The 22,570-nt window shown below is 38.4% G+C and carries 22 protein-coding genes and 1 tRNA gene; 13 read left to right on the forward strand and 10 right to left on the reverse strand.

Annotation, left to right across the window (positions count from 1 at the left end; all coding sequences use genetic code 11):
- Positions 1–4 precede the first annotated feature (4 nt).
- The 5 genes from G7074_RS21460 (at position 5) to G7074_RS21480 (ending at position 4,222) form a co-directional block, all read left to right on the forward strand.
- Entirely contained in the window at positions 5–1,471 is a 1,467-nt protein-coding gene (locus G7074_RS21460; protein ID WP_166211239.1) for a glycoside hydrolase family 30 beta sandwich domain-containing protein, read from the forward strand.
- A gap of 17 nt (positions 1,472–1,488) precedes the next feature.
- Positions 1,489–2,313: an SDR family oxidoreductase gene (locus G7074_RS21465; protein ID WP_166211242.1), complete on the forward strand. Its 825-nt coding sequence runs from the start codon at positions 1,489–1,491 to the stop codon at positions 2,311–2,313.
- Between the two features lie 65 nt (positions 2,314–2,378).
- Positions 2,379–3,542, forward strand: coding sequence for a mannonate dehydratase (uxuA, locus tag G7074_RS21470; RefSeq protein WP_124559118.1), 1,164 nt, complete (start codon positions 2,379–2,381; stop codon positions 3,540–3,542).
- 174 nt (positions 3,543–3,716) lie between these two features.
- The gene (locus G7074_RS21475; RefSeq protein WP_166211245.1) at positions 3,717–3,950 is read left to right on the forward strand and encodes a hypothetical protein; all 234 of its coding nucleotides are present in this window, start codon (positions 3,717–3,719) and stop codon (positions 3,948–3,950) included.
- A gap of 198 nt (positions 3,951–4,148) precedes the next feature.
- A tRNA-Arg gene (locus G7074_RS21480) sits at positions 4,149–4,222 on the forward strand.
- 634 nt (positions 4,223–4,856) lie between these two features.
- On the opposite strand, the gene G7074_RS21485 is transcribed toward G7074_RS21480, so the two are convergent.
- The 8 genes from G7074_RS21485 to G7074_RS26765 form a co-directional block, all read right to left on the reverse strand.
- The gene (locus tag G7074_RS21485) at positions 4,857–6,659 is read right to left on the reverse strand and encodes an O-antigen ligase family protein (RefSeq protein WP_166211248.1); all 1,803 of its coding nucleotides are present in this window, start codon (positions 6,657–6,659) and stop codon (positions 4,857–4,859) included.
- Between the two features lie 6 nt (positions 6,660–6,665).
- Positions 6,666–7,046 (reverse strand): DUF1573 domain-containing protein, encoded by a 381-nt coding sequence (locus G7074_RS21490; protein WP_124562399.1) that lies wholly within the window; start codon positions 7,044–7,046, stop codon positions 6,666–6,668.
- A complete protein-coding gene (locus G7074_RS21495; protein WP_166211251.1) occupies positions 7,036–7,842 on the reverse strand; it encodes a TlpA disulfide reductase family protein in 807 nt (268 codons plus the stop codon). The genes G7074_RS21490 and G7074_RS21495 overlap by 11 nt, the downstream gene beginning before the upstream one ends.
- Before the next feature lie 104 nt (positions 7,843–7,946).
- On the reverse strand, positions 7,947–8,591 hold the full coding sequence (locus G7074_RS21500; RefSeq protein WP_124562397.1) for a bacteriocin fulvocin C-related protein: 645 nt from the start codon (positions 8,589–8,591) through the stop codon (positions 7,947–7,949).
- 545 nt (positions 8,592–9,136) lie between these two features.
- Complete coding sequence (locus G7074_RS21505) at positions 9,137–9,616, reverse strand: hypothetical protein (protein WP_124562396.1); 480 nt, start codon at positions 9,614–9,616, stop codon at positions 9,137–9,139.
- A 71-nt stretch (positions 9,617–9,687) separates the two neighbouring features.
- Positions 9,688–10,035 carry a LytTR family DNA-binding domain-containing protein gene (locus G7074_RS21510; protein ID WP_166211254.1) on the reverse strand — a complete coding sequence of 116 codons (348 nt, stop codon included), beginning with the start codon at positions 10,033–10,035 and terminating at the stop codon, positions 9,688–9,690.
- 118 nt (positions 10,036–10,153) lie between these two features.
- A complete protein-coding gene (locus G7074_RS21515; protein WP_166211257.1) occupies positions 10,154–12,874 on the reverse strand; it encodes a PHB depolymerase family esterase in 2,721 nt (906 codons plus the stop codon).
- A gap of 205 nt (positions 12,875–13,079) precedes the next feature.
- Positions 13,080–13,307: a transposase gene (locus G7074_RS26765; protein ID WP_205944100.1), complete on the reverse strand. Its 228-nt coding sequence runs from the start codon at positions 13,305–13,307 to the stop codon at positions 13,080–13,082.
- Positions 13,308–13,366: 59 nt separating this feature from the next.
- Between G7074_RS26765 and G7074_RS21525 the strand changes: the two genes are divergently transcribed.
- From G7074_RS21525 to G7074_RS21535, 4 genes are all read left to right on the forward strand, one after another.
- The gene (locus G7074_RS21525; protein ID WP_166211260.1) at positions 13,367–14,053 is read left to right on the forward strand and encodes a hypothetical protein; all 687 of its coding nucleotides are present in this window, start codon (positions 13,367–13,369) and stop codon (positions 14,051–14,053) included.
- Positions 14,054–14,365: 312 nt separating this feature from the next.
- On the forward strand, positions 14,366–14,467 hold the full coding sequence (locus G7074_RS27365) for a hypothetical protein (protein WP_370526654.1): 102 nt from the start codon (positions 14,366–14,368) through the stop codon (positions 14,465–14,467).
- 559 nt (positions 14,468–15,026) lie between these two features.
- Entirely contained in the window at positions 15,027–15,323 is a 297-nt protein-coding gene (locus G7074_RS21530; RefSeq protein WP_124562393.1) for a hypothetical protein, read from the forward strand.
- A gap of 151 nt (positions 15,324–15,474) precedes the next feature.
- Entirely contained in the window at positions 15,475–15,765 is a 291-nt protein-coding gene (locus tag G7074_RS21535; RefSeq protein WP_124562392.1) for a YrhB domain-containing protein, read from the forward strand.
- A 324-nt stretch (positions 15,766–16,089) separates the two neighbouring features.
- On the opposite strand, the gene G7074_RS21540 is transcribed toward G7074_RS21535, so the two are convergent.
- Together G7074_RS21540 and G7074_RS21545 are read right to left on the reverse strand one after the other, a co-directional pair.
- A complete protein-coding gene (locus tag G7074_RS21540; protein ID WP_124562391.1) occupies positions 16,090–16,560 on the reverse strand; it encodes a hypothetical protein in 471 nt (156 codons plus the stop codon).
- Between the two features lie 48 nt (positions 16,561–16,608).
- Positions 16,609–17,214 carry a hypothetical protein gene (locus G7074_RS21545; RefSeq protein ID WP_166211263.1) on the reverse strand — a complete coding sequence of 202 codons (606 nt, stop codon included), beginning with the start codon at positions 17,212–17,214 and terminating at the stop codon, positions 16,609–16,611.
- A 449-nt stretch (positions 17,215–17,663) separates the two neighbouring features.
- On the opposite strand from G7074_RS21545, the gene G7074_RS21550 reads away from it, so the two are divergent.
- From G7074_RS21550 to G7074_RS21565, 4 genes are all read left to right on the forward strand, one after another.
- Complete coding sequence (locus G7074_RS21550) at positions 17,664–18,119, forward strand: hypothetical protein (protein ID WP_166211266.1); 456 nt, start codon at positions 17,664–17,666, stop codon at positions 18,117–18,119.
- 59 nt (positions 18,120–18,178) lie between these two features.
- A complete protein-coding gene (locus G7074_RS21555) occupies positions 18,179–18,766 on the forward strand; it encodes an RNA polymerase sigma factor (protein WP_124562388.1) in 588 nt (195 codons plus the stop codon).
- 99 nt (positions 18,767–18,865) lie between these two features.
- Positions 18,866–19,972, forward strand: coding sequence for a FecR family protein (locus tag G7074_RS21560; protein ID WP_166211269.1), 1,107 nt, complete (start codon positions 18,866–18,868; stop codon positions 19,970–19,972).
- Positions 19,973–20,224: 252 nt separating this feature from the next.
- Positions 20,225–22,570: a SusC/RagA family TonB-linked outer membrane protein gene (locus G7074_RS21565; protein ID WP_166211271.1), complete on the forward strand. Its 2,346-nt coding sequence runs from the start codon at positions 20,225–20,227 to the stop codon at positions 22,568–22,570.

Genomic DNA, 22,570 nt, shown 5'->3' on the forward strand with positions numbered 1-22,570 from the left:
GAAGATGAAACAAAATTTAAGCATCCTGTTAATTTTGGCCACTGCATTTAATGTTGCAGCCCAAAACAAAAAAACAGTTAAACCGGCTGCCGTTTACAGTGTTGCAAATAAAAAGGTAACGGTTTACACCACTGCCGAAAAATCTGAATACAGGATCAGTAAAACTGAAACTTTAAGTTTTACCACCAATAAGCAACCCTTTGAAACAGAGCCTTGTATTTTTGTCGATCCAACGGTGAAATATCAGTCGCTGGTAGGCATTGGTGGTGCCTTAACCGATGCATCAGCCGAAACATTTGCCAAACTTTCAAAAAAGAATCAGCAGGAATTACTCACCGCCTATTATAGCCTGGAGAAAGGGATTGGCTATACTTTGGCGCGTACCAATATTGCCAGCTGCGATTTTTCGAGCGGAAGTTATACCTACGTGCAGGATAATGATAAAGAGCTAAAAACCTTTAGTGTGGCGCACGATCAGGATTATAAAATCCCTTTGATTAAACAGGCTATCGCCGCCTCAGGTGGTAAACTGCCTTTGTTTGTAAGTCCATGGTCGCCACCAGCTTGGATGAAAGACAATAATAGCTTAATTCAGGGCGGGCATTTACTGCCGGCTTACTGCCAAAGCTGGGCCAATCATTATGTAAAGTTTATTAAAACCTACGAGTCAATGGGTATTCCAATTTGGGGTTTAAGCGTACAAAACGAGCCTATGGCCAAACAACGCTGGGAGTCGTGTGTGTTTACTGCCGAAGAAGAACGCGATTTTATCAGGAACTTTTTAGGTCCAACGCTTCAAAAATCGGGTTTGGCCTCAAAAAAACTTATTGCCTGGGATCATAACCGCGATCAGATTTTTCAACGTGCCAGCACCATTTTAAACGATAAAGATGCGGCTAAATATGTGTGGGGTATTGGCTTTCACTGGTACGAAACCTGGACAGGCAGCGGCATGCAGTTTGGCAATGTAAAACAAACCCATGAAGCCTATCCCGATAAAGCCTTGATTTTTACCGAGGGCTGCAAAGAAAAATACGATGTAAACAAATTAGACGACTGGATGTTGGGCGAACGTTACGGTTACTCCATGATTAACGATTTTAATGCCGGAACAGCCGCCTGGACGGATTGGAATATTCTCTTAGACGAAAAGGGAGGGCCAAATCATGTGGGCAACTTCTGTTTTGCTCCTGTACATGCCGATACCAAAAATGATAAATTGATTTACACAAATGCCTACTATTATATGGGACATTTTTCTAAATTTATCCGCCCGGGAGCTAAACGAATTGGATCGGCATCAAGCCGCGATAAACTGCAAACCACTGCTTTCTTAAATACCGATGGAAAGCTGGTTGTAGTGGTTATGAATCAAACGGACGACAAATTAAAATACAGTTTATGGATTAAAGGCGAGGCTGCAACCACAACAAGTCTGCCGCACTCCATAACCACATTGGTAGTAGAATAAACTAAAAAACTAAACAAATGATGAAAGAAGTGGAAAGCCCCTTTTCCCTAAAAAACAAGGTTGTAGTCGTTACAGGTGCCACAGGTGTTTTAGGAGAGGCTTTTGTTAATGGATTGAACAATGCTGGTGCAAGCATTGTGGTGCTGGGCAGAAACAAAGAAATGGCCAAACTCAGGGCCGAAGAAGTAGTTAAGGCTGGCGGAAAGGCAATTTATATCATTGCCGATGTATTGAATGAGCAGGATTTGGCATCAGCCAATACCCGGATTATCGAAACTTATGGCCGTATAGATGGCCTGGTAAATGCAGCTGGTGGCAATGTAGCCGAGGCTGTTATTCAGCCGGGCAGCGATGTTTTCGATCTGAATGTTACCGCTTTAAAACAAGCTTTCGATTTAAATTTGTTTGGCACCATTCTGCCAACCCAGGTTTTTGGTAAAGAAATTGCCAAAAACGGAGGGAGCATTGTTAATATTTCTTCGGTATCGGCCAACCAGGCACTTACCCGTGTTTTGGGCTATTCGCTGGCTAAATCATCAATAGAAAGTTATACCAAATGGATGGCTGTAGAACTGGCCAACCGTTACGAAGATAAAATCAGGATGAATGCCATTGTACCCGGCTTTTTTATCACCCACCAAAACAGGGCTTTATTAACCAATCCCGATGGATCGTTAACAGCAAGAGGGCAGGCCATTATTGCTAAAACACCTTTTAAGCGATTTGGTGCCCCCGAAGAACTCATTGGCGCGCTGGTATATTTGCTTAGCGATGCTTCGAAATTTGTTAACGGCGAAAATATTAAGGTAGACGGTGGTTTCAGTGCGTTTTCAGGTGTATAAAACCAGCGCAATCCCCATCAGTGTAATCCCTCAATCAGTGTAATTATTTAGTGTAATCATATATAATGAAAAAATTAGAACAAACCTGGCGTTGGTACGGACCAAACGATCCGGTTAGCTTACAGGATGTTAAACAGGCAGGTGCAACAGGTATAGTATCTGCGTTACATCACATTGCCCACGGAGAAGTATGGCCGTTGGAAGATATTAAAGCAAGAAAAGCCATTATTGAAGCGGCTGGCCTAACCTGGTCGGTAGTAGAAAGTGTACCCGTACACGAAGCCATTAAAACCCGCAGGGCAGATGCAGCGCAGTACATCGAAAATTATAAAACCTCATTACGCAATTTATCAGCCTGCGGAATTAAAACCGTATGCTATAACTTTATGCCGGTACTCGATTGGACCCGCACACAGTTAGATCTCGAAATGACCGATGGATCTAAAGCCTTGTATTTTAACTGGATCGACCTCGCTATCTTCGACCTTTATATTTTAAAGCGCGAAGGTGCAGAAACCGATTATTCAGCATCGATTTTAAAAAAGGCTGAGGATAGATATGCTACACTAAATGAGCAGGAATTAGTTGATCTGCGCATCAATGTGTTAATGGGCATCCCGAACGAAAAGGAAATCGAACTCGAAACCTTACGCGATAGCATTAACGAATATAAAGCGATTGGAACACAGGGATTAAAAGAAAATTTAAAGTTTTTCTTATCGTCAATTGCTGAGGTATGTACCGAAGAAGGGATTAAAATGACGATCCATCCCGATGATCCGCCGTACCCGATTCTAGGTTTACCACGCATTGCCAGCACTTTAGCCGATTTTAATTACATTATAAAAGAAGTCGATCAGCCTTTTAACGGGGTTTGTTTCTGTACAGGTTCCTTAGGTGCCGGTGTGGAAAATAATGCCCTCGAAATCTTTAATGCAGTTAAAGAACGTGTTTATTTTGCGCATTTACGTAACGTTACCAAAGATGAAGATGGTAGTTTCTACGAAGCCGATCATTTAGGGGGCGATGTAAACATGTACGAAATTATGAAAGCCCTGACTGCAGAAAATGCTACACGCGAAAAGGTTATTCCCTTCCGTCCCGATCATGGGCACCAGATGCTTGATGATTTAGCGAAGGTTACCAATCCCGGTTATTCTGCCATAGGCAGGTTAAGAGGGCTGGCAGAGCTGAGAGGTTTGGAAATAGGAGTAACAGGTAATTATTAATCAGCATAAAATAAAACAAATGCGCACAGAATTAATGGTGCGCATTTTTTGTTCTAATACAGTTGTTGCTTGTCATCCTGAGCGGAGTTGAAGGACTCTTGCCAAACAGTAGTACTAAAACAAACTCAGCAAGACTGTTTAGTGTTATGGCCTGAAATTTGACTAACTTTGACTATGGAAAATAGCAACCACCCCCTTAAAACCATCTTAAAGCCCTCAGTCATTCACGATGATCTACCAGAGGTTAAAAAGCCTGAGCATTTGCGTAAGGTGCCTTTAGCACACGATAATGGCTTACCCGAAAACCCTGAAAGGAATTACCACCATGATGATGCGGGTAGTTCATCGTATAGCCACGACGAATTGAGACAGGCTGATGACGATATCTGGAACGGGGAAGATGCTTAAAAAGGTTTTTTTGCCGAAATAATTGTATAAAAATACTGTTTAAGGTAGGTGTATGATATTTTTTAAGCGCTGAAGCTAAATTTAATTGCTTCTCTCTTAAATACTTATTTGAAAACTGAAAACCGCCTTCTAAATAGTTTAAAATATATTTTTACTTATTCAATAGAACTTCTATATTTGCAGCTCATTAAAAAATGAGCCTCGGTAGCTCAGTTGGATAGAGCAACGGTTTTCTAAACCGTGGGTCAGGGGTTCGAATCCCTTCCGGGGTACTTAAAGGGATGATTTTTAAATCATCCCTTTTTTTGTCTACAATCATCATACCTAAATCACTCATTTTAAGGTAGTTGATTGATAGTAAGTTCATCATGGTAGGTGTTCGATAGATGCCATTTTCATAGTACAGGTTCGAGTCGAACACCAGATCTATAAATTCCCGCTTTTCCAGTGTATTAAATTTGTGATAGACAGATTTGATATCCGTAAATACATCTAATTGTTTGTTTAGTATTTCGTAGGCCTCCCTATGATTGGTATTTAGTCTTGCTATGGCGATCTCCAGATTGTCTATGTTGCTTTTGTATTTGCTGTGCCATCTTTGGTAGGTCTCCTGATCAATTTCATTTTTTATCCATTTCTCCTCGACTGTATTGTACCGTCCTGAATTTACTTGTCGTTTTGTCCGATACTGAAAATAGTTTACATTTCATTTTTGCTAATTCTGATATTACTTTAAAATCAGAGCCAAAACGCCATCTGTCAATCATTTTTTTTCAGAATAAAATCTGGTAATAGCCTTCTTTTTAAAATGCTCAAAGTCAAATCTTTCTTGTGCCATAAGATATTATGTTAAATATAATTTTTATGACACAGTTCGCGGTACATCTTCTCAGTTGAGCAGATAGATCAGCGGCGATTGTTCAAACTATTCTGTAAGATTACTATTTCTTCTTTCATTTGTCTAACCTCTTCAGAATCTATCTTAGGCTTAAATGAAGTAATAAGAGAAACGTATCGCCTGAATTGTGTGTAATCTTTTTGTTTATAATAGGTTTTTGCCAAAAGTACCTTTGGTTCTAAAAGATTTGGGAGTGAACGACTAATGAGTAAATAGTATCTTCTAGCCTCGTCAAATCTGCCAAGTTGCTCATAACAACCTCCTAAAGAAAAATAGAAGCCTTTGTAAGGCGAAAACTCGGTCGCGTGCCGTAGGTGGGGTATTGCTTTTGTATATTGTTTTTCTCTAATATAATATGTCGCTAAGTCGTTCAGATAATTAGGGTCTGTGCTCAGGACGCTATATAGGTTTAATAAACTTTGAAATGCAAAATGATTATTGGGACCTGAGCTTAATGAATCCCATTTGTGGTAAGCTTTCAATCGGGTAAGACCAGTAAATAGGACCACTATTCCTATGATCATACTGATTACTGGCATCATAGGTTTTAAGCTAAATGTTTTAAAACCAATGCTGCTGTATTCATCACTATTAAATGAGACAAAAATCGCTAGAAATGACCAAAAAAGAATTGCAAGGGGCATCATCGAGAGAGGATATGAACTTAATCCCGATATCAAAACAACAAAAATAGTTGCTAAAACGGAATGATTAAACATAGCATAAAGTCCGACCTGTTGATTAAGCCGCTTAAAAACCTGAATTCCCAAAAAAACTATAATTAGAACAAATATTGACAGGCCAAATATCCCCGTCTCACAAAATATTTGCAATATATCATTGAAACAATATCTTATATCTCCGGCAATATTTCCATATTTCTGGATGTTTAGCTCACTTTGATTAAAAAAAACAGCCTGGTAATAAATATGTTTGGAAGGGTACTTTCCAAGCCCGACGCCATACTGCCAATTCTTTTCGAGCATTAAATATGCTACTTTCCACGTAAATAGACGCCCGGTTGCTGATGTTTCTTTAATACAGTAAAGGCCGTAACCCAGGCACGGGCACAGAAATATCAAAAATAAGGATGTGATAGCTTTTGCCTTAAAAGAAACACATATCTTATTTATCTTTATATAATACAGAGTGGCTATTATCAATCCACATAATGCCCCAACCCAGGCAGATCTGGACATGCAGAAAATCAAAACACTCAATACTAAACCAATCAATACGATATAAAGATATTTTGAAAAGTTTTTGAAGCTATTTGATAAGCTTATTATCAAAAAAAAAACAAATGACATTGCCATTAGGATCGCAAATGGAGCGGGATTAAAAAACAGACCTGTTATCTCAAAGGAAGAATGTTTAGAGTCAATTAAAGAAAAGAATTGTGCCCCTGCAATCATCAGACTACATAAACACAACCCTAGAAAGATAGTGATAACACTTTTAATCAACATATACTTATTTAGATCCTGGCATAAAATCCTAACACTAACATATACAACACCTAAACAGAACTGATTGAGGATTTTTTGAGTGTTGCCTTGTGCTGATGAAAAAGCAAATAATGACAGGAAAATTAGAAATCCTAAGACAGGTAAATCTATTAAAGCAAAACCAAAATTAGCTGATTTGAGGCGACACATCTTCAAACCAGCTAAAATCAAACAGATTGCTGAACCAATCTCTAAGGCCAATTCATTAGCAGAAAAGAGGCTTCTAGGGAAAAAATCTACGGCTATTAAAGAATTGCAAAATAGAACTGTAATGGCAATTCTAAAAAACCAGAGATTAATCATAGTTTATTAATAAACTGAACCGATTATTTTTAGTACGTATAAACGTTCTTCAGTGTTAGCCTGTAAAACAATTTCCTTTAGTACTTTTCCAGTATCATAGGCAGGAACCGGTTTGTAAACGAATTTTACCAGGGCACTCTTCCCAGGGGGGATTGCTTTTTTTTCAAATCCTATAATCGTACAGCTACAGGAAGGTGCAATATTTTCGATAATCAAATCGTCATTTCCGCTATTCCTAATAAGAAATTCCCCTGCAACCGAATCTTGTTTCCCAATACTTTTGAAATCATAAACAAGATGATTCACATTCAAAATTGGTTTTCGAATCGGTTTACAGCTGTAATAGATTAGAGATAAAAGCGCAAAATAAATAAATTTATTTTTCATTTAGTAGCGTATTTAGGGTCTTGACTGTTTGTTTGTAATAGTAGTTTTCTCCAGCTTTATTAAAGCCCAAATGAATTGTTCTGATCTTTCCTGATTTGTCTATCATTAGTTCCAGGGGGTAACCTTTTGTACCTAAGGTTTTATGCAGAAGAGCAACCAATTTCACATCTGCCATTAGCGATACATTAAATGCACTTCCGTATCTTAAACTCGCTTTCTTAAAAGTATCGAAGTCGTCAATTTCTCCATCTATAATTCCAATGGTTTTAAAATCGGATCTATTTTTAAATTCCTCTTTTACCCTTTTTATCATAGGGATCTTATCTAAACACGGAGAGCAGGAGCTGTACCAAAGTTCTACATAGAGAACTTTTCCTTTGTATTGAAAAAGAGAAACGGAGTCGTGAGAAGAAGTAAGGTAAAGCATTTTTTCTGTTTCAGTAATAAAATTACTTTGATCTGAAACCTTCAAGTTGCCCTTGGTGTAATAATACTGAGGATATATATATATGTTTTTTGCAACAAAAAAAACAGCACACACTAAGCCAGATATTAGCGCAGTTTTCATACTCCGTCTCCTGAGGGCAATGATTATCAGCGCTGGTAAACTAGCAAAAAGCACACAAAAAGGTATAACGATCGGATATAAGCCATCGTAATTTACTATGGCTCCGAATATTGACATTGCTAACCAGGGAATTAAGATCAGACAAATTAATGTTACTTCCTTTTTTTCTATAGTAACGAAAATAGTATAGGCAATAATCAATATAAAATCACAAAGATATAAATCCAAAAGCCCTGATCTTACAAGCATAAATGAGCATGCACAGAGTAGCACTGATATTAATACCTTAATTGCTAATATTATATTAGTTCTATGAAAGTACCTCATTCCAACTATAGTAAAATCAACATTTTGCTGCACCACCCATCACAGCTATATGCGAGCAAAAAGCCACAGCCATTAATGCTACTACAAGCTGCTTCCACGCAGTCACCTTCGGTATTTGAGTTACACCAGTCACTTGTTCTAGAACATTTACAATCTTTTTTCGTTCCTGTTTCCGAACCTCCATCGTCTCCTTCAGAGTCACCATTTAGGCTATTTGCTGTGAGAGTTGAACTTTTCTGATTGATAGATACCAGCTTAACTAAATTATCCCTGATATATTGGGCACCTAAAACCCGCGACGCAGTTTTTATCCAAGCATTGCCGTAGTCAACCATAAATCTGTCACGGGACTTTCCGTCAACATTGTAAAAATCAGAAGGGATTTTAGATGAAAGCTCCCTAATAAGCATAGATTGTTCGTTACTAAGGTTTGCATCTTCTGACAGAAAAGCCAATTGATCAGTAATGGCTATAAGTTTTTCCTGATTATCTAGAAGTGTCGAAAAAGCTATTTTTCGAGCGTTTGGAGTAGTTAAACTTTGGACTTTGTTGATTAGTTTAAAGTCAACGTCTTCTTGAGAAATTCGTTTCTCTTTTTTACAGGATAATAAAAATAGCGCTACAATAGCGCCGAGCATTAGTTTTTTCATTTTTTTTGTTTTGGATTAATGACAAACTTATCAAATTGGAACGATCTGTCTATAGCGGCCGCTGATGTATTCAGAATTTCGAATGTTTGGCTTTGAATTCTCCTTTTTTCTATCTGTATTTTGCCTAATTTCAACTCTGCTGCATATACCAATAAATTTGGCCCCCTTTTTTCTAGCATAAGAATGCGTTCCCTTTACCTTAGGTATGCTTATGTAAAAAGAATAAAATCTTTCCAGTATAATTGTTCTATTGATGGAAATCATAAGTAGTTTTTTTATTTAAATTACTCCAATATCCATTATTCCAAAATAACCCCTTGGGTATTAAAGGAAGTTACCCTGCTATTCACGAAATTGTGGTTCCCTTGGGGGTACATACAAAACAGGTGATGATAATCCCGGGCGGTGATGGCCTTAGCCAGATGTTCAAAAGTTCTGGTTATCTTGTTTAATAGCAATTTGGGCCTTTATTTTATAGAAGGAAAGTGAGTATTATAACGATTAAAGCTAATTTAGATTGCATTGAGGTTGTTGCCCCAGTTTAGTTATTTGATCGTTAACTTGCTGTCTTGATTTCCAAAACGGGCTTCAGACAGAAAACTATACCTTCTGATAAGCACTTTCGTATCCGCAATCAGTTGATCAAGATTATCTTGCCGTTCTTTAGTCAATTTATCCCCATCTAATAGTTTAAAGCAATCCGAAAACGCCTTAGACATGGATTTTTTAATACGGGAAACTCCCTTTTGATCACTTTTGTTAAATATGGTCAGGAGTATACTATTATACTCTATCTGAATGTTGTTTTTTGCAGCTTCACGTTCCGATTTGGTTACAGTAGAAAATTTGCCAGGGTAAGTCTTCACATGATCAAGGAGGGAATCCAAATAGCTTGCTTTATCTGATAAAAGATTTATTGTTTCTACCCTTTTTTGGAGGCCTTTTGTCTCCGCAATTTGTGCATTGGCTGTCATTGAACTCACAGCCGTTAAACTGATAATAAGGAATTTACTTAGGTTTTTCATATTAGTATTTTATCTAATGTAGATGAAATGTGTAGGTTATACCTGCATTCCTAGATTTAAGTTTATAGCACTCAAAATAAATTTATGCAGGCAATTGTGAAACTGGCAACAATCAGGGACAAAAGTTCGGCAATGGTGGTAGTAAATGGAATCCGTTGATTGTTTATTAACTCAACATATTTGTTTTTTTTATCTATGATTTTTATAAAGTTTTTATTGATCAGATAAGACTGATTTACTCTGATAAATGATGTAGGGTCAAGCTCAGCCAGTAGTTTCTTCAGGGATTTACACATAATCAACTCCTCACCATTATCCAGAAAGATGCTGGTGTAGCAATTGTCAGATTTGCAGTAAGTAATTTCTGAATGCGGGACAAACCTCAGGGATTCATGAGAGTGAATAATTAATTTATTCATTGATAACGATTAGATTAGCTAGGCAGTATTTGTAAGGCAATAATAACAATATGGTATTCCGAAAACCACTGCGATTTTGACAATTACCTATGTTATTTTGACTGATGGAAATAACACGCTAAATTTTTGACTGTCCCCAGTACCGATTAAAGTAACCCGCCTCGACCATGGAATCAGACCCCCAAACTTCGTAATCGTACCATCCTCGCAAAGGGAGGTCTTTAACGTGGCTCCATAAATGTCTGTTGTAATTAGCACCAATAATCAGGACATATTTTTTGCTGTTAACGGGATTTGGATAGACAAAATTATAACTGATAGACTCCCCTAAATGCTTTTTTCCGTTAATTTCGATATATTTCCCGGTGACCTTTAAGGGGATTTGGTTTGCAAATCTTTTGATAATCCCATTTGTTTTTTCAGACCCTATTAAAATCAGGTTTTTATTTTGCAGGTCTAACTTGTTTATATCAACATCTTTCTTTGTTTCACAATCATTAAAAAAATCCTCCTTCCAGTTGCTATAGATGGTATTTGCAGCGATATGGATGGTCTCATTTTGATCTGGAGTTCCTAATGTCCCAGCTACTACAATAAAGCCGTTTTTAAATACGTCATTTATTGGCCCTTCGACCAGTTGCGTCTTTAACAATTTAGATTTTTTTGGCGGCGTCAACTCAAGCACAAGCCTGCCATTCACCGGATAACGGAGTCCTAATTTTTTTTGATTACAGATTACGCTTATCGGATCCTTTTTATCAATTTTAAGAACATCCCGAAGATCAATAGTCAGTTTGTTGACATTGGCCGTTGTTAGCTTAATGGAGTTTTTCCCAGACATGAACGCATAGACTTTTGCCTTTTTGCCATATTCCTTATCGTTGACCGTTATCCAAGAGGATTTGTTGTACTTAAGCTGATAAGTAGAGAAATTGATGGTATCAGGGCAGTGCCTTTGTTTATCTTTAAAAAAACCGAATATCTGGCTAATCACGACCTCCTCGGAAACCAGTTTAAACATATGTTCCTTCGTCGCATTATTTAATGTGTCTAAGTGAACCTTGCCACTGGCCTTTTTCAGTGTGTTAACCAATTGTTTGATAATCGAAAAATCAGCTTTCCTGTCATTTGGCGTATGATAGATGAGCATGGGGATGTTTTTATAATTTTCAGCCGTTTGTATAATATTATTGGCCTGGATCCAGATACCAGGGTATCTGTCAGACTGCGTATAGCCAAGCTCTGGGCCTTCAACCCCGATACCTGCAAAAAAGGAAGGGAACCGGTTGGCTATCAGTAGCGCCTGTAAGCCTCCTGAACAGTCACCATATAGAAATATCCGGTTATCATCAATGTGATAGTTCTTTTTGATTGCAGACAGAGCCTCAAAAGTAGCAGATGATGCAATTGGGTTTAAGTTGTAGTCTCGATATATCCTGGCGCTCGGCCATAGTACACCAAAGCCATACTTGTCAGCTAAGCGGCTAATCAATTCTATCCTGGTAATATCGGCTACATGCCAGCTTTCCAGAAATGGCTCCTGCTTGGTTACATAAGGCATCATCATAACCAAGGGCAATTTTTTGTTCAATTGACCGCGTTGCGGTATATATACCATATAATTGTCCACTGATTGATCAATTGATGACCGGAACCCCCTGATATGCAAACCCCCAAGACGTGAATATGGCTCCTTTTTTAAGGATAATTTATTTAAAATAGTTCCTAACTCAAACAGCGTAGCAGAAATTTTCCTTTCCAACCATTCACCATATTGGTTCCTGGTACCGAAATCATCCATATATCTGAAACGTTGAAATAGTGTTTCCACGTTAATCCGGTTGATGTCACCTGAAAGCATTGGTTTGATTTGACTTTGATATTCGTTAAATACCTTGCGATGATCGCCAAAAATAAAACATTGCTGAATGGTGTCCAGGTCAGCAATTAACCTGCACTTGTAAGCGCCATTTTTTAAATCATTTAAAGCTAAGCTCCAATGCTTCCCAGCCGGCAATGTCTTATTGATAACGGTATGACCTGTGACATCTTTAATTTGCAGTTGGACCGGCCGGGTGGAAGGGATAAAAGCGGGGTATTTAAATCTTAGGGATAAACTATTGTCTTTGCCAATGAGGTAATGTTCACTGATACTAAAAAAATCAGCTCCAAATGCATATTTTCTAACATAATCGATGGAGGCAACATCTAAATGAAAGGTCCAGCTGATCTGGGCATCGGTTTGGCTAAATAGTTTTACCAGTAGATCGTTATTACCTTTTTTCAGATGAACCCTTACGATATACCTGTTTTTTGAGATTTGGGTAGGATTGGTCTCCTCCCTGACCAGTTTGCTATTTAGCCAAAGTTTAAGACTACCATGCATTCCAAATAACAAGGCAACGTCCTGCTCAACCTCACTTTTGATCGTACAGGCAGCATAACTGCCCGCTTGTTTGTTGGTATTAAGTACAGAATTTAACGGGATATAATCTTTTGCCTGATAATAATTGATTGAATTGGTTGATGAAAAAATTGAACTTTTTGAAAAGTCTTTATATCCGTCCTGATTAAATTTAGTACTATCCAGGAACGGCCCGGTTAATAACCAGTTCCTAATCATAATTGAACCATCAGTGCGCTGTACATCAGGTACATCGTTTACTGGAAGCACATTTTTTTTACAAGAATCTAATGAGATAAAAGCGAGGCAAAGACCACAGAAATTAAAAATTATCCTAAGAATAGTTTTATTGTTTTTTAAAGTGAGCAAGCGAACGTAGGCATGCATAAATTCATCTTTTGAAGTTGAAGCAGGTTTTTTTATAGGTTCTTCCATGATTTTTAAAATGAACTAACCTTTTTGTTGAAGAATCATTGAGTGAAACCAAAATTACGTTAATTGATCGCATTGGCTAGTTCCTGGGGGCTTCGTTATGAATCAAGCGATTATTTTTAAGAATATAACCTATTTTTATAAGAATTCGATAGATCGTATTTTTTTGGATAAAGTGCATAAACTGGTTCTTCCCCACTTTTGGTGGTCAATCCGGTGCTAATACCAGTCTTTTCCTGAGTAAATCGAAGCTTGCTCTTCCATACATTTGACGTTTAATAGTCTTCAATTTGTTAACATTGCCTTTGACTGGACCATTGCTCCAATGTAGATTGATAGCATTTTCAATAGACTGAAGATCAGACAACAATCCTATGGCGAAACTTTTCAATTCTCCAATAACCGAATGGTTAGCTTCTGCAATCCATGCATTCAATTCTGTACCGTCCTGAATTTACTTGTCGTTTTGTCCGATACTGAAAATAGTTTACAGTTTTGGAGGTAACGGGTAAAAATGGGGAATTGGTTAAGGTACTTGTTGTTACAAGGAAGCAGGCCTTACAGTCATATAAAATTAATTATGGCAGTAAAAAAGAGGGTTTGATTTTTACAGAAGCTTTATTAAGACAGGAACAAGGCAATCAATTTAGCTTTGAAATTGCCGACAAATTAGGAAGGCTTGAGGTAAAAGCCTATCCCAGTGCTGATGTAGTATTCAAATCAATTTCAAGCGATATAAATTGTAAGCAGGTTGATAAGGATGGCTTGCTGGGCTCTTTTGTATTCAATCCTGCTGTTGTTAATAAACCAGCGGTGAATTTTACTTCCATCGTTGATCATAACTTAACAGCTGCCAAATTGTTTAAAGACTCTGTTTTAACAGCATTCAGCAAATCCAAACAGTTCAAACCGTTACAACCTGGCCCGCTATATACAACAACATTCCATTCCTTGCCTAATCAGCAACTTTACGAGTCAACTTACAGTTGCAAACCATCTGCAGGTATAGTCGACTGGGAAGTGACAGTGAATTACGCAGGGGACTTGATGACTATGTACCAGGATAATAAGTTGATCTACGACCAGTTCAATTATAACGGTATTTGTAAGTTCAGATTGAACTACCTGGTTAAGAATACAGCCCGCCCGATCTTAATTCAGGTGTTGCCTGTTGAAAAGTAATTCGATATTTATTGGGGTAGTTTAGAAAAACATTGGACGACCAGTTAAAGGCCAAAGTAAAGAAAATTGAGATCGTTCCGGTCTACCGATACAAAGTCCTGATTGAAAAGAAATCAGCGAAATACTAAAAAACTAAAATTAAAGAAATATACTAAACTGAGTAACCACTTTGGGTACGTTTGTTAGTGCCAAAATGCTTATGAATAGAAATTTTATTGTTTTATCAGGTCGCCTTGGGCAGGACTTTTGTTAAATATAAAAAGATAAAAGTTTAGTAACGTAAAAGAACTTGTGGCTGCAGTTGAGGCAGAGGTGGTAAAATTTTATGAAAATGACAATGCAGCTGCTGGAACACGCGTGAGAAAATTATGCAGGGCCTTAAAAATCTGGAACAGGAAATCTGTGCAGAGGTAACAGCGAAAAAGAACGCAAAGTAAATCCCCAACTCTTTTGGAAAATAGATGCCTTGACCGGGGTTGGCCAAGGCATTTTGTTAATTTCTTTGGTTGAAGGCAGACAGACTATATCCAAAACCATAATCAACTTTATAGCTTAAAGGCCGTACTTCATTACAGACAATCTTTTCTAAGGTGGATTAAGATTGTCTATGCTTTTAGCATGCTTAATCTAATATTAGACGATGACATATGGGCTTAAATCGTAGTTTAATTAAGCTCCCTTTTACCTAATACAAAGTATAATTGCACATTTTAATCATGATTTTATTTCTTGTGAAAATCAAAAAAATAGATAAGTTTATAACGAACGTTAAAAGTTATTGAATAAGATCAAAGTGGCTTGACTGATCACAAATAACTATTTTTATTTACAATTAACAGAATTAAACAAAGTAAGTAGGGGTATTAATTGTTCGATTGTAGTCTCTTCTAGTGTACATTTAAAGTCTTTAGTTTACTAAAGGCTTTTTTTATGCACTTTTGTGTATGTATTTCAGTAATAACATCAGATTTAAATGGGAAGTATAGTAGATTTTAAAAAGACCCTGATAAATGAGCATCCTGATGTTACGTTTGCAGTACAACTCAAGGCGTTGTGGTATGATGGAAAAGGTAACTGGACAAAAGCTCACGCACTAATCGATCAGCTAAATGACCGCCAATCCGCTCATGTTCATGCTTACCTGCATCGCAAAGAAGGCGATCAATTTAACGCCGGTTACTGGTATAGAAAAGCGGGGCAGATCTTTCCCGAACAATCTCTCGTAGAGGAATGGGAAGAATTGGTTTTGAAGTTTTTATCAATTAAATAATCGTCATGTTTTTATGGTAATTGTTTGTCTCAAGAGCTTTACCTGATGTATTTATTGGGCTCAAGTTAATCTATGGCTTACGCTGGTCTGACTTGCGCTAGATGGGAGCAGTAGGGGATACAAAGATTTTTATTTATTCCAACAAATAATAATGAGACAATTAGATTTAGTTACAGAAGAATTAGAAGCATATCTAAATGAGAAATATAAATATGTTGATGATAGTTTAGTTGTTTTAAGCGACGATACAATTGATAGAGGTCAATATTGGCTTTTTTTTTACATTAATAGGAAGTATTTAGAAACAAATGATTTATCAGATATTATAGTCGGAAATGCACCTATAATTATAAATAAATTGACTGGAGAAAAACATACTACTGGAACAGTTTATTCAATCGAATATTATATGAATGAATATGAAAAGAAATTAATGCGTTAATATAAATCATTCACTAGCTCTCGTTGACAGAGCTTTGTAAGCCCTTCTGTATTTGATATTTGTAATGATGCAATTTTACAGAGATGTTTCGCTACCTTCAGCATCACACAGTTTGCGAAGGTACCTGAGTTGTCTAAGGTGGTAGAATTTAAGGTTTGGAACGATAAAACTTGCGCCAGTAGGAGCTTTGGCTACCAGAATCTGGTTTCTATTCTTTTAGGCCAGGTTTGGCTACCAAAGTTAAAATAGCGTTTATGTATGCGGATAGATTGCTGCCAGCGGGAATTAGCTTTAGTGATACCGATAGCAAGTAGCTTTTTGTCCTCAATGTTTACGGCTAAAGAAGATCATATAGTTTTTTAAAGTAGAATAAGTAAATTTTACCTCAATACGGTTATTAGAGTAATTGAAGCTCCGCACTTCGCTCGTGGAATGCTCCCCGTCAAGTTTAAGGCCAAGTGCAGTAACCTGTTTTTGGAGGCTATCAACAAACGAAGAATCCCTGGACTTATAGTATAGGTTTGTATTAAACTTCCCCGGCACTATTTCGAATCCCATACCGGTAATCACTTCCTCCTCGCTTACTTTACCGCGGTTCATAAAATAATGATAAATGGTAAACTCAGGAGGCGTTGTCTGTTTAAAGGCCTTATAATTTTTATCTTTGGTTAAAAAGGTATTGACTTCCTTGTATGGCGCATTGTAAACGCTCATGAGGTCTGTCAGGCTAATAGACTGCGAAAAGGCGGCCAATGTTGATATGGCCAATGCAGAGAGGATTAATATTTTTTTCAAAGTATATATTTTGGCTGCTAAATTAGCAACTGGCATTTAAATTTAATGTTAATTATTGAACCTTGTGTTTACCATCTTTGCCCGGAATTTTCCCTTGCCGTTATAGATAATCGTATCACCAATTGCGTTTCGTTCAATGGCCTTAAAATCAATGTATCCATATAAGCTGTCGCCCGCTTTGTATTCAGGCTGGTTCAGGGTAAGCTGTTGATGGATGATCCAATGCTGCGGTTTATCTGTTTTTTCCTGGTACACTACGTCTGAATATTGGTAACCTTTAGTGTTGAAGCGTTTGTTGTGATAGCTGATCTCAAAACCGGTCCCGCCAAAAAGACCGTGCACTCCGATATCGATGTGCAGTGTATCTGAGCTGGAGAAATAGGCTGTACAGGTATTATAGGTGGAGTTCAGTGAGTCCTGTCTGCTGTGTTTTTCGCCGATCAGGATAGATACCATGCTGCTCCGCTTTAACGTAGTGTGTTGCTCTGGGAAGGTAGCTAATTCCTTTTGAGTATCCATTAACGCGAAAGTACTGTCTTTTGAAAGGTTAGGATTGATATTAACCGGATCCCATTGTTCCCAGTGGATGTTTTTGCAGCCGGTGAACAGGAAAGTAGTAAGTAGAATGGAGTAGGTTAAGTTGATGCTAGTCATGAGGCTTTTAGAATGGGATGTTTTAGGGGAGGAGTTTCCATAAAATCCTGTCATCACAAATATTTTAGATTTGGTCGAAGGTTTCGATGATATGATCAAATTTCAGCCAGCGGATAAATCTACTCTGAGTCCCGTTTTATTCTACATCAGGTACACCTTATAACCTGTAGTGTGATAAGGCCTAATGATCTCCCACAAGGTAGTGTTTACTGGGCACAAGATTGACAAGGGAGATTACGGCAGAAAAGTTTCAACAATTTGTGGATAGAAGTAATAGTAGAATTTAGGCTGCTTTGTTATTTTCGTATCCCAACTCATTTTATGATACAACTGGATTACTGCTTAAAAGATATTAAAGGACATTTACGGACCCTATCTCTCCACCGCTCCTCAGAGGAAGATTTATGGTGTATTAGTGAAGGGAAGTACTGCTGGCCAGGATATCCAAGATGCAGGATGACTGGAGACAATTGAGCGGCGAAGGGTTATCCAGGGAATTGGTTAGGGGGGCTGGTGCCTTTATCGAGCGTAACTATTATGGTTCTGCACCCCTGCAGATCCGTAACCGCTGGCCGAGTATTATTGGCAGTGTAGAAAAGAAATCTGACTCCGAGATTACGATCATCTGTAAACCACAGGTTAATATCAGCACTTTCCGCACCATATTCTGCAAACATGTAAGCCGCCTGTTTACCCAGGAAATTAATATGGAGCTAAGGGTGTACAGTTATAACTTTACGCAAGACTTTAGCTATAGGCTGGAGGTTAAAGGGAGAAGGTGGGGGGTATTTCCGCTATCTGTTTTTCAATTTTGTAGCTTCATTAGGTTCGGCAATAAGAAAAAGTTTTGGAGCATTCATTTTAACTTTTGTGAACAAATCCAGGCTGGTCTTCTGTTTTTTTAGGCTAATTGTTAAATAATACTTAACATTGTCCTTCTCTGTGACTAAAAAGAGATCAGCTAATGAATGGGGGCTTAAAAGATGAACTTTTGTTGCTTAAGGAAATGTCAGAAGGGGATTCAGGTTCATTTTCGCTTCTTTACAATTATTATAGCCGCCAGGTTTACCGCTTCATTTATAAATATCTTAAGTCTTCCGAATTAACCGATGATTTGGTGCAAGAGATTTTTATAAAAGTTTGGGACAATAGAATAAACCTTTCAGATTTGCGCAGTTTTAAATCCTATCTGTTTACCATTTCCAAAAATCATACGCTCAACTTTTTAAAACGGGCTGCTATTGATAAAAATGCTAAAAGTTTGATTTTAAGTAATTATCGGGCATCTGTATCCATTGAGGAAGATCTTCAAACCAAAGACTACCTAAACTATCTGGAGAAAATCCTGGATACCCTGACACCGCAAAGCAGAGAAACATTCCGCTTGTGCAGACAGGAGTATAAGAGTTATGATGAAGCAGCAGAAATCTTAGGTATTTCCCGCAATACAGTTAAGAAACATATGGTGAAATCAATGAAAATAGTTGGCAAGGCCGTTCAGAAAGACCTGGGTATACCCTTAACGATCTTTCTTGGTTTGCTCATCAAGTAGACTGAAAACTATTCTTTAAAAATATTTTTTATCCAAGGGGTACCCTAATCCCTTGTTGAGTTGTCTGCTACATAAACAAGGATAAAAAATAAAGGATTGATGAACGAGACTGAATTTAATAAGCGCTTGATTGACCGATATACCAACAATACCGCAACGGCGGAAGAATTAGAGGTTTTAGACGTTTTAATCCGTGAGAGAAAAGTCGACGAGCTGTTGAGCGCCCACATGGAAGATACCTGGGCGGCTTCGGAGATGGAGGCAGTACCAGTTCAGAAATCAATAAAATTATGGTACAGGCTAGCTGCGGCAGTGGTCGTTGTAATTGCCCTTTCTGCCATGCTATACCTTTATCTCAATCGTGCTCCTTTCGATGGAAGTACACAAATGCAGGCCAGGGGTGATATTTCGCCTGGAGGCAGCAAGGCAACATTAACTTTAGCTAATGGAGAAACCGTAAAGCTGGATAGCAAAAAAACAAAGGTCCTGACCAACAATGATCAGCTGGTTTATGATGATGGGAGTAGATTGAAAATTTCAGCTGGCGCAGTTGAACCATTGGACAAAAAAGAGCTGATACTGAGCACGCCTCGGGGTGGGACATACCAGGTCGTTTTGCCTGATGGTACCAAAGTTTGGTTAAACGCAGCGACTACACTTAAATTTCCTTCAACCTTTTCAAAGCTGGCCAGTAGAAAAGTAGAATTAAAAGGCGAAGCATATTTTGAGGTCACCAAAGATAAAACACGGCCTTTCATAGTTCAATCGGCAGGTCAGCAAATCAAAGTATTGGGTACCCACTTTAATGTTCATGCTTATCCTGATGAGGCAGCTACAAAAACTACATTGCTCGAAGGATCTGTTCAGGTTTCCAGCGGAACCCGGCATGCAATTTTAAAAGTAAATGAACAGGCCATAGTTAATTCAAATGCGATAAACACTGCAACAGTTGATCCCGAGGAGGCGGTTTCCTGGAAAACAGGATATTTTGTGTTTAACCGCGAAAATCTTGCAAGTATTATGTTGCAGGTAAGCCGATGGTATGATGTAGATGTTTCATTTGAAGATGAGGATATAAAAGCGGTAGCTTTTAGCGGTGAAGTTTCCCGCTTTGCAAAAGTGTCTGATCTGCTAAAAAAGCTCGAACTTACAGATAAAGTGAGCTTTGAAATCACAGGAAGAAAAATTAGGGTAAAACATAAATAGTACCAGGATTGAACCATCAACTATAACTAAACCAAACCAATGAAAGAAATAACAGACAGCAGTTAGAAAACTTAAAACTTGGAATCATCGAGGAATTCAGGAGCGCTTCCGACGCCCCTGAAAATATCTGATGAAACCACAAACCGAGTAAAGAACAACAATTTAAGGTATTTAACAGATCACCAAATGTATAAAATTTATCCCAGGATTTTATGTTGGCGTAGACAGCACACGCCCAAATTATTCCAGATTATGAAATTAATAACCGTCCTATTGATCGCTACGATCATGCAGACCAGTGCATCAACTCTTGCTCAAACCATTACCTACAAGCAAAATAATGTTTCATTGGAAGTTTTTTTTAAAGAAATCAGAAAACAGACCGGCTATAGCGTATTCTGGTCTTCGGATGCTATAAAAAGCAGGAAATTGGATGTTGACTTTAAAAATGCTCCCTTAACTGATGCCATGGAGAAATGTCTCCAGGGCCAGGGGCTCACCTATACCATTGCAGATCAAACAATCGTTATCAGGGAAAAAGAGAAATCTTTCCTTGATCAGCTCATAACAAGAATCAGGGCTATCGAAGTAAGCGGACGTGTTCTGGATGAAAGCGGGCACCCGCTTGTAGGGGCTACAGTAAGTGTATTGAAGGTGGAGGGAACTCCGCCACCGCTTGATGGCAAAACTGTAACAGATTTTTCGCTGATTTATAAGGGAAGAAATGCAGCAGCGCTTACAGATAGTAACGGATCTTTTTTATTGAAAAATGTAGATGAAAATTCAGTCATCATCATTTCCTATACCGGATATAAGCTTTATCAGGTTAAGGCTGCCAAAAATCTGGGGAACATAAAGATGGTTATGGAGGCAGGTAGCCTACAGGAAGTAAATGTGATGGTAAATACAGGATATCTTTCTATTGCCCGTGAAAGAAGTGCAGGCTCGATAGCCAAGCCTGATATGCAGGTGCTGAAAAACCGCTCCGGTTCAATGAATATTATACAGCGGCTGGATGGACTTGTTCCCGGCCTAACAATAAATAACGCGCCGAATTCTACCGGAAGTAGCATTCTTGTAAGGGGGCTCACCTCCATTAACGGCTCAAAGAATCCATTATATGTGGTGGATGGTATTCCCGTAGACGACATTAGCTCGGTAAATCCAAATGATGTTGAAGATATAACTGTTCTTAAAGATGCTACTGCTGCATCAATCTGGGGAGCAAGAGCAGCAAACGGCGTAATTGTTATCCTAACTAAAAAAGGTAAGAACAGTGAAAAAATAAAGCTCGACTATGATGCTTTCATCAATTTTCAGGGCAAACCGGATTTAAATTACCTGCCTGTTTTAACCAGCGGCCAGTTTATTCAGGCAGCCAGAGAAATTTTCGATCCGGTAATCAATACCTGGGCGACGGTTTCCAGGGCCAATTCCGGTAATGCGGTAATAGCGCCCCATGAGCTGATTATGTACAACCAGTCAAGAGGGATTATTACAAAAGAACAGGCCGACATGCAGCTTGGTGCTTTGGCAGATTACAATAACCTGCGGGAAATCAAAAACCTCTGGTACCGTAATGCAAGCCTGATGAACCATACATTTTCACTGTCGGGTGGTGGCAATAAATATAGTTTTTATGGCTCTGCAGCCTATACAGATACCAGGAACAATACACCTTATAACAGGAATGAAAATTATGGACTTAATTTGCGGCAGGACTATAAATTTAGTGACCGTTTACAGCTTTACCTGATTACAGATTTAAGAAATAACATCACCAGCTCAAAACAACCAAATAGCGCCCGCCCGGATGCACGTTTCCTGCCTTATGTCCCTTTCACGAATACAGATGGTACAAATGCTTCCATGCCCTGGCTGTACCGTACGGATGAACTCAGGAATACCTATGAAAATCAAAGTCTGGTTAGCCTGAATTATAATCCGCTTGATGATTTAGATTATGGAAATAATAAAGGTAATCTGCTGTACGGCAGGCTTACCTCTGGTTTAACGATGAAATTGCTTAGCGGACTTCGCTACGAAGGTGTATTTGGTATTTCTAAAACCCTGGATAAAACTTCCACATTATTAGATGAAAAAAGCTTTGCGGTAAGGAATGAACTGGTTGCCTTTACTGTTGCCCCAAAAACTGCAGGCGCATTACCCTCGTATTACCTGCCTTCAAGCGGTGGCAAGCATACGGTGAACAATAATCAGCAGCAGAACTGGACGCTAAGGAATCAATTGGTGTATGATCGTGAATGGCTTAATGGTAAGCACCAGTTAACTTTATTGGCGGGACAGGAAGCACAGGAGCTTTTTAGCAACACAAATGCTTCCGTTGTCCGTGGATATAACTCGCAGCTGTTAAGTTATGGCGCAATTGATTACAACCTGCTTTCAAAATTAACAACTTTAAATAACGGAGCTCCTGCGGCTGGTAGCGGGGTGGTATATTATGGTGTTCCGGTTTTTCCCAATAGCAGTAGTTACAGTATTTTACCACCAGATCAGTATAGTGAAAGCGAGCTCACTACCCGTTTTACCTCATACTATGCAAACGGGGGTATACCTATAACAAAAAGTATACGGTAA

The sequence above is a fragment of the Pedobacter sp. HDW13 genome, assembly GCF_011303555.1.
Taxonomy (GTDB): domain Bacteria; phylum Bacteroidota; class Bacteroidia; order Sphingobacteriales; family Sphingobacteriaceae; genus Pedobacter.

Excerpts from the sequence above, each read along its gene's own strand:
- G7074_RS21490 (WP_124562399.1), bottom strand. The coding sequence starts at position 7,046 with ATGAAAAATAAATTTATTTATTTTGCGCTTTTATCTCTAATCTATTAC.
- G7074_RS21500 (WP_124562397.1), bottom strand. The coding sequence starts at position 8,591 with ATGAAAAAACTAATGCTCGGCGCTATTGTAGCGCTATTTTTATTATCC.
- G7074_RS21510 (WP_166211254.1), bottom strand. The coding sequence starts at position 10,035 with ATGAATAAATTAATTATTCACTCTCATGAATCCCTGAGGTTTGTCCCG.
- G7074_RS21505 (WP_124562396.1), bottom strand. The coding sequence starts at position 9,616 with ATGAAAAACCTAAGTAAATTCCTTATTATCAGTTTAACGGCTGTGAGT.
- G7074_RS21465 (WP_166211242.1), top strand. The coding sequence starts at position 1,489 with ATGATGAAAGAAGTGGAAAGCCCCTTTTCCCTAAAAAACAAGGTTGTA.
- G7074_RS21485 (WP_166211248.1), bottom strand. The coding sequence starts at position 6,659 with ATGATTAATCTCTGGTTTTTTAGAATTGCCATTACAGTTCTATTTTGC.
- G7074_RS21475 (WP_166211245.1), top strand. The coding sequence starts at position 3,717 with ATGGAAAATAGCAACCACCCCCTTAAAACCATCTTAAAGCCCTCAGTC.
- G7074_RS21515 (WP_166211257.1), bottom strand. The coding sequence starts at position 12,874 with ATGGAAGAACCTATAAAAAAACCTGCTTCAACTTCAAAAGATGAATTT.
- G7074_RS21530 (WP_124562393.1), top strand. The coding sequence starts at position 15,027 with ATGGGAAGTATAGTAGATTTTAAAAAGACCCTGATAAATGAGCATCCT.
- G7074_RS21550 (WP_166211266.1), top strand. The coding sequence starts at position 17,664 with ATGCAGGATGACTGGAGACAATTGAGCGGCGAAGGGTTATCCAGGGAA.
- G7074_RS21560 (WP_166211269.1), top strand. The coding sequence starts at position 18,866 with ATGAACGAGACTGAATTTAATAAGCGCTTGATTGACCGATATACCAAC.
- G7074_RS21460 (WP_166211239.1), top strand. The coding sequence starts at position 5 with ATGAAACAAAATTTAAGCATCCTGTTAATTTTGGCCACTGCATTTAAT.
- uxuA (WP_124559118.1), top strand. The coding sequence starts at position 2,379 with ATGAAAAAATTAGAACAAACCTGGCGTTGGTACGGACCAAACGATCCG.
- G7074_RS21545 (WP_166211263.1), bottom strand. The coding sequence starts at position 17,214 with ATGACTAGCATCAACTTAACCTACTCCATTCTACTTACTACTTTCCTG.
- G7074_RS21555 (WP_124562388.1), top strand. The coding sequence starts at position 18,179 with ATGAATGGGGGCTTAAAAGATGAACTTTTGTTGCTTAAGGAAATGTCA.
- G7074_RS21565 (WP_166211271.1), top strand. The coding sequence starts at position 20,225 with ATGAAATTAATAACCGTCCTATTGATCGCTACGATCATGCAGACCAGT.
- G7074_RS21535 (WP_124562392.1), top strand. The coding sequence starts at position 15,475 with ATGAGACAATTAGATTTAGTTACAGAAGAATTAGAAGCATATCTAAAT.